The organism is Amycolatopsis sulphurea (genome assembly GCF_002564045.1).
Lineage (GTDB): Bacteria > Actinomycetota > Actinomycetes > Mycobacteriales > Pseudonocardiaceae > Amycolatopsis > Amycolatopsis sulphurea.
In genome coordinates this window covers 1-15,174 of the sequence record NZ_PDJK01000002.1, presented here as the reverse complement: position 1 = coordinate 15,174, position 15,174 = coordinate 1, and the positions used below count along the sequence as shown (strand labels likewise).

Here is a 15,174-nt window from a genome sequence, read left to right as displayed (position 1 = left end):
ACTGTGACCGGCCACCGATCGGGAGCTTGTTGGGGGAGGGTTTTCGATGCTCGATACCCGGTATGCCGAGTGCTATCTGCAGCTGCGTGCCCGCTGGCGGGGTGACCCGGAATTCGGTGAGCTGGAAGAACTGGTGGCCGGAGACCCTGGCGTGCGCTCTGCCCTGGCCGCACTGGACGCGGCTCCGGCTTCGGCCCTGGCCCGCGCCGCCGTCCTCGCTGCCCTGACGGGTCTCGACGCGACCGATCCGGAGCGGGCGACCCTTGCGGCCGTCCGGATCGACCTGCTGTGGAGCACCGCCGGGACCGGCGCGCCGGACTGGCGATACCAGCTGCGGACGCTGGACGAGGACCTTGCCGCAGGCCGGATCCCGGCGGCTGAGTACCGCTCCCGCGTGCTCGGCTGGACGGCCGGTGCCCTGCCTCCGAGTGATGACCAGGACGTGCGGGGCGGGGGTTCTGGGGGTTCGGCGTACTGGGACGACGATGACGAGCAGGCTGGCTCGGACGATGCGTCGTGGGGTGGTGGGGGTCCGTCACAGGTCGGCGCGCCTTCGGGTGGGGGAAATCAGGACGGCGCCGCGGGTCCGGGAGCTTGGCCGTCGGGTGCGGGAATTCAAGGTGGTGCTGCGGATCCGGCGTGGCCGTCGAGTGGCCCCGGCGCGGGTGATGTGCCGGCGGACCGGGGGAGTGAGGGTGATGGCGAGGGTTCAGCGCCGTGGTGGCCGGGCGGTGATGGCGGGCAGACCGGCGTGGGTAGCGAGCCGTCGGGTGGGGGAGTGCAAGGCGGTGCTGTTGGGTGGTCGTCGGATGGTGATGGCGGGGCGGCTGGTGCGGGTAGTGAGCTGTCGGGCGGGGGAGATCCGGGTGGTGCTGCTGGGTGGTCGTCGGATGGTTGTGGCGGGAGGGCTGGTGCGGGTAGTGAGCTGTCGGGCGGGGGAGATCCGGGTGGTGCCGCGGGTTCTTCGGGCGGGTATGGCGGGCCGGCGGGCGCGGGCAGTCAGTCGTCGGGTGGGGGAAATCAGGGAGGTGCCGCGGGTCCGGTAGGACGGCCGTCGGGCGGTGATGGCGGGCAAGCCGGCGCGGGCAGTGCACCACCGAACGAGGGGGATCAGGACGGCGCCGCGGGTCCGGGAGGGTGGCCGTCGGGTGGCTATGGCCAGACCGGCGCAGGCGGTGCGCCGTCAGACCGCGAGGAGCGGAGCGCTGGTGAGGATTCAGCGCCACGGTGGGCGGGTGGTGATGGCGGGCCGGTCGGTGTCGGCAGAGCGCCGTCGGGTGGGGAGAGTTCGGGTGGTGCCGCGGGTTCGTCAGGTGGCTATGGCGAGCAGACCGGCGCAGGCAGTACACCGCCAAACGCGGAAAACCAGAGCGGCGCCGCGAGCCCGGTGGAACGGCCGCCCGGTGGTTACGGCCAGGCCGTCACAGGCAATACCCCGTCCGGATGGGGAAACGAGGGCTCGGCGGGGACCGACGGCGCCCGATCTGCCCGCCGCCGCCCCCGGATCCGCGAAGCCCGGCGACCTGCCCCGGCTCCTGCCAACGGCGGCGCACCGAAGCGCAGGCCGGCCAGAGCCCGTCCCGGCCCGGCTCCGGATCGCGCGGACGTGGACACCAGGCTGGGCGCGAGCGAGACTTCCCACCGGCTCAGCCCTGCTGGCGATCCGGCGCCGGAGGGCGACGTCGAGCCCGCTCCGGCGTCCCACCCTCGCCATCTGGTCGCCGGGCTGCCCAGCCGGGCCGCGCTGGGTACCGAGATCAGCCTCCTCGTGCGCGTCGCGACCGATCCCGGGCCGTGGTCCGCCTCGGTACTCCTTGATCGGCTGGCCGGGGCCACCGCGATTTCCCTGCTGGTGCAACCTTCCACGGGCCTCGTCCCGCTCGGTGCGCCGGAGCAGCGACTCACGGTGCCGCCGCACGGGGAGTCCGAACCGGTCCGGTTCGTGTTCCGGACCGAGCAGCCCGGTCTGCACGGCGTGCGTTTGATGGCCTTCGCCGGCGGCACCTTCCTCGCCGAGCTGGAGACCCAGGTTTCGGTGGAGCCGGGCGGCCCGGCCGGACAGCCCGAATGGGCCAGGTCAGGGCCACTGGACGTGCGGGCTCGCCGCGGCGAGGTGACGTTGCAGGTCCGGTCGCTCGGCGGGCAGACCGTCTTCCAGTTGCTGTCCGACGCCTACTTGTTCGAGCCGGTCCTCGCGCAGGGCGCGGCCGGTGACGCGAGCGCGGCCATCGAACGAGCGATCACGACGCTGAAACAACTCGCACAGGGCCGTGGCCCCTACACCGGAAGCATGGCCCGGCGCTGGATGGCCGAGACCGGCGTCGGGCTGTGGCAGGCGATGGTGCCGCACGTGCTGCAGGACCAGTTCTGGCAGATTCGCGAGCACATTTCGGCGTTCTCGATCGCCACCGACTTCGACGTGGTGCCGTGGGAACTGCTGTACCCGTTGCGCCCCGGCGCGGACGACGGGTTCTTGGTGGAGCAGTTCCCCGTGCTTCGCCGGGTTTTCGGCCAGGCCCGCAACGCCCAGCTCGCGGTGACCCCGTGCACCTACGTGACTTCGGAACCGGCCCCGACCGACGCGCAGGAGGAAGTCGATGCCCTCCGGCGGGTCCTCGGCCCCGGTGCGTCCCTCGGCGACTTGGGCGCTCTGCTCGATCTGATCGCCGCCGGCCCCCGCGGTGGTCTGCATTTCGCCTGTCACAACACGTTCACTCCGGAAGACGGCGCGTCCGTCGCGATGCGTGGCGGCCCGTTCGTGCCGGGGTTGCTCAACAGCGCGGCCGTCCGGCAGAGCCTCGCCGGGCACCGCCCGCTGGTGTTCCTCAACGCCTGCCGGACTGCGGGCAACGCGCTGGAGTTCAGCCGGATGATCGGCTGGGCACAGCAGTTCATGGCAGCCGGCGCGGGGGCGTTCGTCGGCACGTTGTGGCCGGTCCGCAGCCGGAGCGCCCGGGTGTTCGCGGAGACGTTCTACGGTTCCCTGCAGGATGGCGCCACACTCGGCAACGCGCTCGGCTGGGCGCGCCGGGCGGCCGTTCACGATGATCCCGATCCCAGCTGGCTCGCCTACACCGCCTACGGTGATCCGGAAGCGACGGCGTTCCCGCCCGCTTGAGCACGAGAGGACGAGCATGCACGTCACGGCGACCGGGGTACCGGTCAGCAGTCTGGTGGACGCGGTCAAGGCCGCGGTGCGCGACGCCGGCATCTCGAGCGCGGACCCCGGCCGGACCGTCCGGGTCACCGCGGTCCAGCTGACCCTGAACGCGATCGCGACGACCGGTTCGGGCGCGCGGCTGGAGTTCAAGATCCCGTTCGTCGGGATGACCGTCAAGCTCGGCACCACGTTGACCACAAAGGACACCCACGCGATCGATATCACTTTGGTGCCACCGGACCTCGCGCCCGCACACGAGATCCGCGACGGCACCGTCGACCAGGTGCTGGTGGATGCGATCACCACGATCATGACCGTGCTCGCGGTCGCCGGCGGTGGCGAAGACCCGTTCGTGCTGAAGGAAAGCACGGTGGAACTCTCGTTCACCGTGACCGAGGACGGGTCGATCTCGCTGGGTCTCGATACCGAGACCAAGGACGAGCTGTCGCACAAGCTCAAGATCACCGTCGCGCCGGTCGGCTGAGGGCGTGCTTGGTCAGGCTTTCCCAGGTTCAGTTCCACGATGTTCCGGCTCGCCTGCTTCGAGGCACAATCCCGCGATCGCCGTGGTCCCACTGAACGTCACGAGACCTCGTCGGGCGCGTTCGGCGAAACCGTCTGAACCTGTCCGCCCGACTGTCCACAGCAGACACTTGCCGCTCCCGCGCAGATTTTCCCGCCGGCTAGTCTCCAGGGAATCCAGGCTGGAACGGGTGGGCCGGGGCGGCAGCCGTGTCCTGACCCCCTGACGTGGATATCGTCTTGAATGACGGCACATGCGGGCGCAGCAGGAGGAACCCGGCTTCTGCGCCGCCACGAGGCGAAGGCTTCATCGCAGTTGACTTGCTGCCTACCGATGTACCCAACGTGCGGTGGTCAGCTCGGTGGGCACTGACTGCGTGGCGTGAACGACATCGTTGAGGATGCTGTGATCCTGAGCGGAACGGCCGGATCCGTGTGGCTGGTTCGGCGAGGCCTGCGTCCGCGGGCAGAAGAGCGGCGGTGCGGGTGCTTTGGCTCTCAGCGGAACGATTGGGGAATCCGCACGGCGGTCAGTTCGGCGTAGCCTACGTCCACGGGGACCTCGCTGAGGCCGCAAGAAACTGCTCGACACCTCCACAGATCGGATCGAGGCCGCGAAACAGCGGCCCGTCACCGGCATCCCGGCCGGTGGGATGGTTCCTGTCCGAGTAGTCCTTTCGGTGGGTCCGCTTCACCACAATGCTGGCTGTCGCGGGCGGATGGCGCATGCCACGGTGAAATGCCAGTGTCCGCGTTCCGGGAATGAGGTGGCCGAGGATGCCCGTCTCTGCTGCGCTGTCGCGCGGTCCGCGGTGAACCTGTCATTGGCCTGGTCGTTCACGGTGCTGTGTGCGCTGCTCGCGCTGCCGTGCGTGCTTCGCTTGGTACGGCTCGATTACGTGCGCCTCGGCCCCGGTGTACGCGCCGGCGATCTTGCGGAACTACTGCTCGTGATCGCCATGGTGGCCATGCTCTCGCCGGTCGGCGGGCCGATTCCGGCGGCTGGCTGGCAGGCCGTGCTCGGGCTCGCCGTAGGCTGGCTCGGGGTCTCCTGGTTGCGCGAGCGCCGCTCCTGCCAGCCGTCCGGCTGTGGGCACCACGCGCTGTCCGCGCTCGCCATGCTGTACATGGTGAGCGCGATGCCCCAGCACGGCACGGCACACGGCCCCTGGCTCACTATGTCCACAATGGACACCGGCCTGGCCTGGCCGGCGGCTGCGGTGCTGGCCACCTACTTCGCAGCGGACGCACTCCGCGCCGGAGCACAGGCGATGCGACTGCGTGGCACCGAGTCGCTGCCCGGTCACGCCTCCCGCACGTGGTGCCGAGCCGCGATGGGTGCCGGGATGGGCTACCTGCTGCTGGCCGCGGCCTGACACGAGTACGCCCGTCCAGCAGCTGCGACAACCCGGAGACCGCAGGTCAAGGAGGACGGACGTCGCAGGCAAGCAGACGGACGTTGAAGGTCGGGCGGGACGGACGCGCTGGAGGTCGGATGGGACGGACGCACTGCACGTCGGGCGGGGCGGACGCGCTGAAGGTCTGGTAGGGCGGACGCACTGCAGTTCGGGCGGGGCGGACGCGCTGAAGGTCTGGTAGGACGGGCGCACTGCAGTTCGGGCGGGGCGGACGTGCGGCAGGTCTGGTAGGACGGATGCGCAACAGGTCTGACAGGACGCGCTGCAGGGGTTGGCAGGATGGGCGCTGCAGGTCGGGCAGGAGGGACCCGGCCTCCGAACCGCCTTGGCGATGAGTCCTCTGCCACTGCGAGACCCGGCACGCCCCTCAGCCTCGGGCGCCTTCCGTCTTCCGACCTCGGCCGTCCGATTTCCGATCTCGGCCTTCGGCTTTCCGATTTCCGTCGTCCGCTTTGCGGCGCATCCGCCTTCGGGCGGGTCACCGTTGGCGCATCCGGCTAGGGCACTTTTCAGCCGACCCGCCGGACCTCGCCGTCCGGTGGCGGAGTGCCGAGTGCGGGCAGCGCTGCGGCCGGATGCCCCGATACCCAGTCGCGCGTCTCCTGGACATCGTGCGCGAGCGCCTCAATCAGCTCCCCGGCTGAGCCGTAGGCTTTCTGCTCCCGCAGGTGACTGCCCAGCCAGACGGTGAGCGTCTCGCCGTACAGATCGCCCTCGAAGTCCAGCAGGAACGCCTCGACCAGCCGGTACCCGTCGGCGCCATAGTAAGTGGGGCGACGGCCGACGGACACCGCGGCGGCCACGCGGGTGCCGTCCGGACGTTCGGCCCACCCGGCCCACACCCCGTCGCCGAGTTCGCCGCGCTGGTCGCGCAGTGCGATGTTGGCCGTGGGAAAGCCCAGCTCACGGCCGCGCTGGTCGCCCGGCTCGACAGGGCCACGGACCACGAAGTAGCTCTCGTCCGACATGTGGACACCGTAGTACGCGGACTCGGGTCACCGAGGGATCAGAACTGTGTCCGAGAGCACAGGCACGCCGTCGCGCTCCGGGGCAGTAGTGGTGACCAGCAGCCTTTTCGTCCTCGCGCCACACGCGTACACGCAGCCGCTCACCGGGGAACACGACGCCCGCGAATTTCGTCCCGAACAGTGAGACGCGTGCCGGGTCGCCGTCGAGGAAGGCGTCCACGACGGCCTTGGCGACCATGCCGTAGGTGCACAGGCCATGCAGGATCGGCCGGCCGAAACCGCCGCGCCGAGCGAACTCCGGATCGACGTGCAGCGGGTTGCGATCGCCACACAACCGGTAGAGCAGTGCCTGCTGCGGCAGTGTCGTCACCTCGAGTACCGCGTCCGGGCCGCGCTCGGGCGGGTCGATCCGGTCCGAGGGCCCGCGTTCTCCGCCGAATCCGCCTTCGCCGCGGGCCAAGAGGCTGGCTGTGGCCGTACACAGTGGATCGTCCTGCTCGTCGGTCGCCTCAGTCCGCTGGACCAGCACCGCGGCCGTGCCCTTGTCGAACACGTCCACCAGCCGGGTCCGGGCGATCGCCGCACCCTCGGCCGGGATCGGCCGGTGCACCTGCACTTCCTGCTTGCCGTACAGCACTTTGGCCAGGTCGATGTCCACTCCGGGAAAGGTGATCGAGGGAGGCTGAAGGTGCGCAGGTCGGCCGCCACGGTGGCGAACGTCGGCAGCACCCGCAGGTCCTGTTCATAGGTGTAGCGCAGCTCGTGTTCGTCCAGCGGATCGGCCCCGGCGCCCAGCACCAGGTGGTAGAGCAGCACGTCCGATCGAGTCCAGGAGAAATGCAGTTCGCCAAGATCGGCGCCGATCGCGACCGCGGGATCAATAGGCACAGACGCTTCTCATTTCGTCGCTGACCGGCACCCGCCTCGGTCAACCGTACCCACTGTGCAGCCCAGCACGATCCCCTTGACGTGCCACCATCGCCGGTCTGGTCTTGTTCCACCCTCCAATCGTTCGCAGCGCCCCAGCCCGGCTCAACCCGATGTTTGTGCTCTCTTGCTCAGTCCATCCCCTCGCGCTCGCTCAGCCTCCCTGCACTTGCTCACCCCTCGCGCTCGGTCGACCCACCCCTTGCGTGCTCGTCCGTGTCATCCGCCTCCTCTGTCTGCGCTATCCGTGCCTCGCTTACCTGGCCACTGCCCACCACCGCCGGGAGCTTTGTCGCCAACGTGCCTGTCCATCATCAGCAGGACTTGACGGTGACCTTCGGAAGCCGAGGCGGCGATCGCTTTGCCATCGGCCTCGCCTCGTCGCTCAGGGCACCCAGCTCAACGGGTGCGCGCTCACCCGGGCGCTCTACACCCCGGGGTCGTGCACCTTGGAGGCGGCCACTGCGTGGCAATCGGCTGTGTCGCCACGCTCGGCGAACCCTCGGACCTCCAGCCGCTGCTGTCACACCGAATGCCGTTCCACCGGCGTCACTGTCCCCTGACTGCGCAGGGCCTAGCCGCTCTCGCTGCTCTGATGCCTGGTCCCGCTCTGACGACCGCTGCACATCACTTCCCGTGGAGGTGTATGAAGATCCGACTGACGTTTGTCCAGCGTCCTTCTCCTCTCTACCCACACACTGTGACGTTCTTCCCGTGCAGGAAACCGCACGATGTGCTTCTCGTGTCGCGCGAACCGTTGCCGGGAACGATCTCCATCAACGATTCCCCTTTGCGACCCCTTCCTCGATCGCTGCCCGGACCGCGTCGACCGTAGTCCTGGCTCGGCAACTCGTTCGCCGCTCGGAATACCCGTGAGTTCGTCCGAGCCGGTGTTCTGATGCTTTGCCGCCCGGACACCGAATTGTGGCGGTCTATCCCTGCTGCGCGTGCCATTGCGCGGCTCCCAGTGCGGCCATCCCTCGCCGTCGATGTCCAGTATTCCCTGTCTGCTGGGGCAATTGCCACCATGATCATCGCCTTCCCCTCGATCGGGGGACTTCCTGGCACTGCCGGCATGTCTCGTCTAGTGTGGTAGGCACGAGATTGAAAGCGGCCGGGTGCCGCGCGGCGCATTCGCGCTGACCTTCCTGAAATCCCAGTGTTGCCAAGGGATCCGGTGATCGACCGTTCCCGTGTCCCTCTGAGGTCCTGCTCGGAAGCGCTGTTCGTGTCGGCGTCACTCATCCCATTTTCCTTTGCCAGTAGTAAATCTGATCGTCCATCCAAGTAGTCGAGTCTTCAAGAACGGAGTAAAGATGAGGAATGTCCATTCGACCGGAGCGGCGCCCCGGCTTCGTGGAGGTGCGTCAAGGTCTGTCGATAGGACTCTACGAGTCCCGTGCGCAAGTAAGGGAGCGCGAGTTCGGCGCAGTACTGCTCGACGATCGGCTGTGCCCGACGCAGATGGACCGACGGCATGTTCGGGAAAAGGTGGCGTTCGATCTGGTGGTTGAGGCCGCCGAGCAAGACGTCGATGACCGGCCCACCTCGCACATTGCGTGAGGTCAGGACCTGTTTGCGCAGGAAGTCCGACTCGGGCCGGCCGGTGAGTGTCGGCATGCCTTTGTGGTTCGGCGCAAAGATCGATCCCATGTAGACACCCCAGAGTCCTTGGTGGACAACGAAGAAGAGGAGAGCCATCCCCGGAGGGAGAACGAGGAACAGTGCGGACAGGTAGACCGCGAAGTGGGTGGCGAGCAGTGTCGCCTCCATACGGCGGTGACGCATGCCGGGCCGTGTCACAGCGTGGATCCCGGACCAGTGGAGATTGAGGCCTTACAGCGTGATCAGCGGGAAGAACAGCGCAGCCTGGTGCCGCCCGACGAACCGGGGCAGGCCGCGGCTCTCCCTGGCTTGCCGCTGGGACCAGACCAGGATGTCCGGTTCGACGTCCGGGTCGAGCTCCTCGTGGTTGGGGTTGGCGTGGTGGCGCGTGTGCTTGTCCATCCACCAGCCGTAGCTCATGCCGATGCCGAGATTGCCTGCCAGCCGTCCGGTGATCTCGGTCGGTCTGCGGGTTCGGAACACCTGACGATGCGCGAGATCGTGGGAGAGGAGTGCGATCTGACCGAACAGGAACGCCTGGAATGCGGCGATCACCAGCTGCCACCACGAATCGCCGAGCAATGCGAACGCGACCCAACCGCCGGCGAAGAGGATGGTCACGACAGTGCTGCGCACGATGTACTAGCCGGGGCGGCGATCCAGGAGACCGGCGTCGGAGATCCGGCGAGTGAGACGGGAGAAATCGCTACCGGACCGAGGTGGTGGGGCGAGGATGAACTTGTCAGTGGTCACCGGCCTGAGTCTTTCGGCGCCGGGGGCTGGGTACAACGGGGCAGACCCGAGGAGAGACAGGGGTGCTGGCCCCACCTCGGTGGCTGTCGGAACAGAGACCGTATGTGGGTGAGGCAGGTGATTAGGAGGTAAGCGGGCGGGCTTCAGCAATGGGGTCTGCCGGTGTGCCCATCTGGTGATCTGTGGCCGGTCGGCGGGCGAAGCGGCGACGAGCAGGTCCGGTGATGGCGCCGCGCACTGTTTCCGGGACCTGCAGGCCTATCGATGAAGATGCCGAGCAACCGGGCGCGCTCGATGGCCGGAACAAGCGGTTCTTCGGTCGGGAGCGGGCTTCGGTGAATGCGTGGCGGGGCACGGCAGTGCGGGCCGGATGCTGATGCCGTCGGCGGATAGCCGGATCGGCTGGTGTCCGGGGCGCGTGGAGCTCTGTCGGGTGGTGCCGTGGACATCCGGAGCCGGGGCGGAATACTGGCCGCCGTGAACGAGAAGACTGAGGAACGCCATGCGTCCTGGCTCGAGTTGTTCTTCGATCTGGTCGCGGTCGCCGGGGTGGGACAACTCGCGCATTTGGTACACGGCAGCTCGTCATGGAGCGGCGCGGGGTTGTACGTCCTGTGCTTCCTGGCGTTCTGGACGGCGTGGATGTGCTTCACCGTCTACGGCAGCACCACCGGCGACGCGGCGCACGTACTGCCGGTGCTGCTCGGGATGGTGGGGTTGGTCTTCATGGCTGCGTCGGTAGCCGGGATCCGGGAGGGGCACGCGGTGGTCTTCGCCGTTGCGTATCTCGCGGTTAGGGCGCTGGCGAGCCGGTTGTGGGAAGGTCGGCGCGGGTATGAGGCGCGGGTAGTCGTCGAGTGGCCGGTGGTGCACGCCGGAGCGAGCATGGTACCGTGGATCGTTTCGATCTGGGTGGACGGTCCGTGGCGGTACGCGCTGTGGGCGATCGGACTCGGGCTTGATCTGCTGATCACCTTCACCAGAGTCGGGGAGCGGTTCATCGGGTCCCTTTCGGCGCGGCTGGCCCACCGCGATTCGGCGCGGCGGGTCCGGCGCGGGCACGAGCCGGCGTCGGTGAAGCCCGCCCAAGCGCGGCTGGACTTGGCGCACTTCGGCGAACGGCTCGGGCTGTTCACGATCATCGTGCTCGGTGAAGGTGTGCTCACCGTGACCCAGACCATCGCCGAGATCCCGGAATGGCACCCGGCGCTGTACTGGACGGTGATCGCCGCCCTTGTGCTGCTCGCGACGCTGTGGGCCAGCGCGCTGCGCCGTGGGTTCGCCGGGATTCCGCACCTGAGCCAGGGCAAAGCCGGGCCACGGGTGCTGCTTCCGCTGCATTGTCTGGTCGTGGGGCTGCTGGCGGTGCTGGCAGGCGGTCTTGGCGACGTCGTCGAAGCCGCCGAGCACGGGCACGTCGAGCCGGTCACGAGGTGGCTGCTGAGTGGGTGCGTCGCTGCCTTCGTGATGATCGGCGCCGTGTCCGGGCTGGCTTCGGGGCGCGAGCCGAGGTGGGCCGTCGGGGCGCTGGTGGCCGGCCTGGTGATCCCGGCGTGGCTCGGATTCTTCGGTGGGGAGGTGACGCCGGTGCAGTTCCTGTTTCTGCTCGTCGTGGCGGTCGGGGCCAGTCTCGCCGGCGATGTGCTGGCCAGGCGGAAGCGGCGACGGCACTAGACCCTGGGGTGGACAGAAAGCCCCACCCTGGCTCCGATGCTCGGCGATGGTCCGCCGGTCACGCTGGAGAAGTCCAGCCGCTGACCGGAAGGCCTGCCGATGTCCGCCCGACCCGTGACCGCACCATTGCGCCGCATGGCGCCGAGCCTCATCGTGAACGCCGTGGTGCCGCTTGCACTCTACCTGTTGCTGCGGACGCCGGTCGGGGAGGTGCCCGCGCTCGCGATCGGGGCTTCGGTTCCGCTGCTCGTCACCGTCGGCGAGTTCGCGGTACAGCGGCGGATCGATCCGATCGGTGTCGGCTCCATAGCCGGGTTCACTGTGCTCCTCGTGGTGCTGGCGTTGTCGGGTGGCAGCGAACTGGTGCTCAAACTGCGCGACACCTTGCTCACCGGGCCGGTCGGGATCGTGTTCCTCGGCTCGGCGCTGATCGGGAAGCCGCTCTTGCCGGTGCTGATGCGGTTCGCCGGCAAACGCGGTGCGGAGTCCGAGGGCAGGCTCACCGGCGTTGCCCGCCAACGGGCGCTGACGGTACTGACCGCGCTCATCGGCGGCATGCTCGTGCTGCACGCACTGGCGATCCTGATGCTCGCTCTCCTGCTGCCGACGGCGACCTTCCTCACGGTCAGCCAGCCCGCCGGCTGGGCGGTGATCGGGCTCGGAGTACTTGCCTGCCTCGGCTATCGCAACCGCGCGCGGGCTACCGCCTGACGGGCCGGACCAGGGTGTGCTGGGCCGGTGGCGGTGGCGCGGATGTGGCTGGTTTTCGCGATGTGGCTTGATGCGTCGGATTTGATGCAGGTGTTATGGACCCGGCGGGTTTTGTGATCGCGAAAGGGCCGCGGTCCGATACGTCACTGGTTCGGTGAGTGGGTCTTGCGGTTGCGCCCGGGCTCGACGTTTCGGGGTTGGTGAGCGGGCTCCTGGCGGTGCTGCGGTCGGGTTCCGTGGTCGCGTATCGGCGGCGGAGGCGTCAGAGGCCGGCGAGCAGATCTCGCAGTGCCGCCGCGAATTTGGCCGGGTTCCGTTGCGGTGCCAGGTGCGCGCCGGGCACTTCGGTGAACGGCAATCCCAGTTCCAGGGCAAGGATCCGGGCCGGCTGGTAGTGGTAACGGCCGCGGCTGGCCCCGCCGGCGACGGGGAGGATCTCGGTCCGTACGCGGCGGAGCGCGCGCAGGTCGGGCAGGTAGTCGAAGAACTCGGTCAGTTCGCGGTCGAAGAGCCGCAGCCAGTCGGCCTCGTTCGGCAGGCGCAGATTCGGCAGATCGGGCAGTGCTGCACCGGCGATGCCCTCCGCGAACCGGGTCACGGCCCCCATCAGATCACCCGATCGGGCTAGCCGAACCTGGGCTGCGGCGGCTTCCAGGATCCCGGTCGCGTCGGGCATCAGCTGGACCGCGGGCGGCTCGTGCGCGACCAGCGTGGATACCCGGCCCGGGTACCGGGCGACGAGGTCAAGCGCGATCAGTGCGCCGGCGCTTGTCCCGAACACCGGCACCGGGCCGGCGCCGACGTGGTCCAGCACCGCCAGCGCGTCGTCGGCCTGCTGCGGCACGGTGACCGGGCCGGTGGTGGCGTCCGTGCTCGCGAAGTGGCCGCGCCGGTCATAGGTGACCACGGTGTAGTCGGCGTTCAGCTGCTTCACGAGCGCGCGGAATGAGGTGGCGCCGCCGGTCCCGCCCGGGACGAGGAGCAGCACCGGCCCGGAACCGGTGATGCGGACGGCCAGTTCGCCCTCGGCGACCGGGCAGCGGCTTTCCGTGCTGTCCCCGTTTTCCGCGATCATGCCGAGAAGTCAAGCACAACTCGGGCCGCCGGATCCGCTTCGGAGCCCGGATTTTGTCGGTGCCGGATGAGACGGTATCCGCATGACCACCTGGCTTGAGTTCAGTACCGCGGTCCCGTCCCTCGCCGAGCGGGTGAAGGCGAGGTTCAGTGCGGCGGAATCCCACGTCCTGGCGACCCTTCGGAGTGACGGTGCGCCCCGCGTCAGCGGCAGTGAGATCGCTTTCCGCGGCGACGAGGCCTACGTGGGCTCGATGCTGGACGCCCGCAAGGCCCGAGACCTCCTCCGCGACGGCCGGTTCGCCCTGCACGCCGCGCCCGCCATCGAGGAGGGCGGCGACGCGAAGATCGCCGGGCGCGCGGTGGCGATCACCGATCTCGCGGAGGTCACCCGCATGCAAGGGCCGGAGCCGACTCACCTGTTCCGGCTGGAGATCGAAGAGGCGGTGCTGACCTGGGTCGAAGGGAACACTCTGCTGATCGAGTCGTGGCACCCGGGCCGATGGGTGCGCTTCGCGCGACCGGACAACGGGCCGGTGGTGCGAACGGTGCTGGGGTGACGCGGGATGGCATGGGGCGATCGGCGTGCGGGGTTGGTCCAAGCCTGATCGGCGGCGTGCGCGGCGCCCCGGCATGATGGGGCGATGGCACAGCGTGTGACGGTCGATGCCGAGTTCGGGGTTCGGGTGACGAAACCCGGTCTCGCGGCGGTCTCGGTCGCCGCGGTGCACGCGGATTCTGGGGAAATCGCGGTGTCCGGCGCGGGTGCTCCGCGCATCGCCGAGTTTGAGCATGGCACCCGCGCGGAAGTTTATGACCTTGACGTGGGTGAGCATCGCGTCACTTACCACGGGGAGCGCACGGTGCAGCGTGCCGTGGCCGAGACGGTGACGCTCGCTGACGTTGCGCGCTATACGAGGCCGAGTCGGTACTGCCCATCGGACCGGATGGGCGGGCTGCTGCCGCCGGGCATAGACAGCTTCGGTGATGCCCGTGCGCGGGTACGGGCAATCGTCGACCACGTACACGAGCGCATCGCGTATGTGGTCGGCTCCGGAGGACCGACCTGCGACGCGATCGACACGCTGTTGGCCGGCGAAGGCGTCTGCCGCGACTTCGCGCACGTATGCATCGCGCTATGCCGCTTAGTCGACATCCCTGCGCGTTACACGTCGGTGTACGCGCCGGGTTTGCAGCCGATGGACTTCCACGCAGTCTTCGAAGCCGGTGTCGACGGCCGCTGGTACGTTTTCGACGCAACGCGGCTTGCGCCTCGGCAGACGATGCTGCGCATCGCCACCGGACGCGACGCCGCCGATACGCCGTTTCTCGCGACGCTCGGGTGTGAACTTGATTTTCTCGGTGCGACTGTGTTCGCCACCACAGACGGACCGCTGCCCCGAGATGACGGACACGCGTCGGTCTCGCTCGCGTGACGCGTGTCCCGCGACAAAGCATGTGATAGCTGGGTAGACAATGTCCGTGAAGCGTTCCCGCAAGGTGCCCGGGCCGAGCAAGTGGGCTCAGGCGCGTGCCCGGCACCGATGGCTCGACCACCTGGCCCTGGCCACGAACCGGTACATCGAGTACGGCGGCTACCACTACGTCGCGTCGATCACCTACTTCAGCCTGCTTTCGCTGGTCCCGATCCTGATGCTGACCTTCTCGATCGCGGGGTTCGTGCTGGCGAGCCAGCCGCAGTTGCTCACCTCGCTGCTGCATGCGCTGACCGGGGTGCTGCCGGGCGGCCTCGGCGGCCAGGCGACCACCCTGCTGACCGGGTTCGTCGAGCAGCGCACCGGGGTCGGTATCGCCGGTCTGGTGGTCGGGCTGTACTCCGGGTGGAACTGGATGAACGCGCTGCGGGACGCGCTCACCGCGATGTACGGGCAGAACCGTTCCGACGCACCGCTGCTGCGGACGATCGTGATGGACATTCTCGCGTTGTTCGGGCTGGCAGCCTCCCTTCTGGTGTCCTTCGGTATCACGGTGTCCGGTACCGCGGTCGGCCATTCCCTGCTGAAGGTCGCCGGGGTCGAGGACACGGGCTGGGGCCACACAGTGCTGACGGTGGCGTCCGTGCCGCTCGCGCTGCTCGCCGATTGGCTGGTGTTCCTGTGGGTGCTTACGCGCCTGCCGCGGGAACGGGTGGGCCCGCGCAGTGCGATGCGGGGTGCGGTGGCCGCGGCGCTCGGCTTCGAACTGCTGAAGCAGGCCGGTGGCTTCTACTTGCGACTGATCAGCAACTCGCCGTCGGTGGTGGCGTTCGGTTCGGTCATCGGTGTCCTCTTCTTCATCTCGTTGATCGCCCGGATGCTCGTCTACATCACTGCGTGGACGGCGACCGCCCGCGACGCCCCGC

Annotated in this window: 10 protein-coding genes and 2 pseudogenes; 8 read left to right on the top strand and 4 right to left on the bottom strand. The window is 68.7% G+C overall.

Annotated features, from left to right (window positions below):
• The first annotated feature begins 1,606 nt into the window (after positions 1-1,606).
• From ATK36_RS06175 to ATK36_RS06165, 3 genes are all read left to right on the top strand, one after another.
• Complete coding sequence (locus ATK36_RS06175) at positions 1,607-3,118, top strand: CHAT domain-containing protein (protein WP_098510389.1); 1,512 nt, start codon at positions 1,607-1,609, stop codon at positions 3,116-3,118.
• A 16-nt stretch (positions 3,119-3,134) separates the two neighbouring features.
• Positions 3,135-3,644, top strand: a complete 510-nt coding sequence (locus tag ATK36_RS06170; protein WP_098510388.1) for a trypco2 family protein — start codon at positions 3,135-3,137, stop codon at positions 3,642-3,644.
• An 856-nt stretch (positions 3,645-4,500) separates the two neighbouring features.
• Positions 4,501-5,058: a DUF5134 domain-containing protein gene (locus ATK36_RS06165; protein ID WP_245915338.1), complete on the top strand. Its 558-nt coding sequence runs from the start codon at positions 4,501-4,503 to the stop codon at positions 5,056-5,058.
• A 551-nt stretch (positions 5,059-5,609) separates the two neighbouring features.
• On the opposite strand, the gene ATK36_RS06160 is transcribed toward ATK36_RS06165, so the two are convergent.
• From ATK36_RS06160 to ATK36_RS06150, 3 genes and pseudogenes are all read right to left on the bottom strand, one after another.
• Positions 5,610-6,068 carry a riboflavin kinase gene (locus ATK36_RS06160; protein WP_098510386.1) on the bottom strand — a complete coding sequence of 153 codons (459 nt, stop codon included), beginning with the start codon at positions 6,066-6,068 and terminating at the stop codon, positions 5,610-5,612.
• A gap of 27 nt (positions 6,069-6,095) precedes the next feature.
• Positions 6,096-6,956, bottom strand: a pseudogene (locus ATK36_RS06155) (MaoC/PaaZ C-terminal domain-containing protein).
• Between the two features lie 1,338 nt (positions 6,957-8,294).
• Positions 8,295-9,335: pseudogene (locus tag ATK36_RS06150) on the bottom strand (fatty acid desaturase family protein).
• Positions 9,336-9,830: 495 nt separating this feature from the next.
• Here ATK36_RS06150 and ATK36_RS06145 point away from each other — a divergent pair.
• Both ATK36_RS06145 and ATK36_RS06140 read left to right on the top strand, forming a co-directional pair.
• Positions 9,831-11,027, top strand: coding sequence for a low temperature requirement protein A (locus ATK36_RS06145; protein WP_098510385.1), 1,197 nt, complete (start codon positions 9,831-9,833; stop codon positions 11,025-11,027).
• 135 nt (positions 11,028-11,162) lie between these two features.
• Positions 11,163-11,738: a VC0807 family protein gene (locus ATK36_RS06140; RefSeq protein ID WP_098510384.1), complete on the top strand. Its 576-nt coding sequence runs from the start codon at positions 11,163-11,165 to the stop codon at positions 11,736-11,738.
• A 262-nt stretch (positions 11,739-12,000) separates the two neighbouring features.
• On the opposite strand, the gene ATK36_RS06135 is transcribed toward ATK36_RS06140, so the two are convergent.
• On the bottom strand, positions 12,001-12,813 hold the full coding sequence (locus ATK36_RS06135) for an alpha/beta fold hydrolase (protein ID WP_098510383.1): 813 nt from the start codon (positions 12,811-12,813) through the stop codon (positions 12,001-12,003).
• An 82-nt stretch (positions 12,814-12,895) separates the two neighbouring features.
• Here ATK36_RS06135 and ATK36_RS06130 point away from each other — a divergent pair, with 82 nt between their 5' ends.
• The 3 genes from ATK36_RS06130 to ATK36_RS06120 all read left to right on the top strand — a co-directional run.
• A complete protein-coding gene (locus ATK36_RS06130) occupies positions 12,896-13,372 on the top strand; it encodes a pyridoxamine 5'-phosphate oxidase family protein (protein ID WP_098510382.1) in 477 nt (158 codons plus the stop codon).
• 84 nt (positions 13,373-13,456) lie between these two features.
• A complete protein-coding gene (locus tag ATK36_RS06125; protein ID WP_098510381.1) occupies positions 13,457-14,248 on the top strand; it encodes a transglutaminase-like domain-containing protein in 792 nt (263 codons plus the stop codon).
• Positions 14,249-14,288: 40 nt separating this feature from the next.
• Positions 14,289-15,174: YhjD/YihY/BrkB family envelope integrity protein (locus ATK36_RS06120; protein ID WP_098510380.1), on the top strand; the 886-nt coding region annotated here is incomplete at its 3' end.

Excerpts from the sequence above, each read along its gene's own strand:
- ATK36_RS06130 (WP_098510382.1), top strand. The coding sequence starts at position 12,896 with ATGACCACCTGGCTTGAGTTCAGTACCGCGGTCCCGTCCCTCGCCGAG.
- ATK36_RS06140 (WP_098510384.1), top strand. The coding sequence starts at position 11,163 with ATGGCGCCGAGCCTCATCGTGAACGCCGTGGTGCCGCTTGCACTCTAC.
- ATK36_RS06125 (WP_098510381.1), top strand. The coding sequence starts at position 13,457 with ATGGCACAGCGTGTGACGGTCGATGCCGAGTTCGGGGTTCGGGTGACG.
- ATK36_RS06170 (WP_098510388.1), top strand. The coding sequence starts at position 3,135 with ATGCACGTCACGGCGACCGGGGTACCGGTCAGCAGTCTGGTGGACGCG.
- ATK36_RS06135 (WP_098510383.1), bottom strand. The coding sequence starts at position 12,813 with ATGATCGCGGAAAACGGGGACAGCACGGAAAGCCGCTGCCCGGTCGCC.
- ATK36_RS06160 (WP_098510386.1), bottom strand. The coding sequence starts at position 6,068 with ATGTCGGACGAGAGCTACTTCGTGGTCCGTGGCCCTGTCGAGCCGGGC.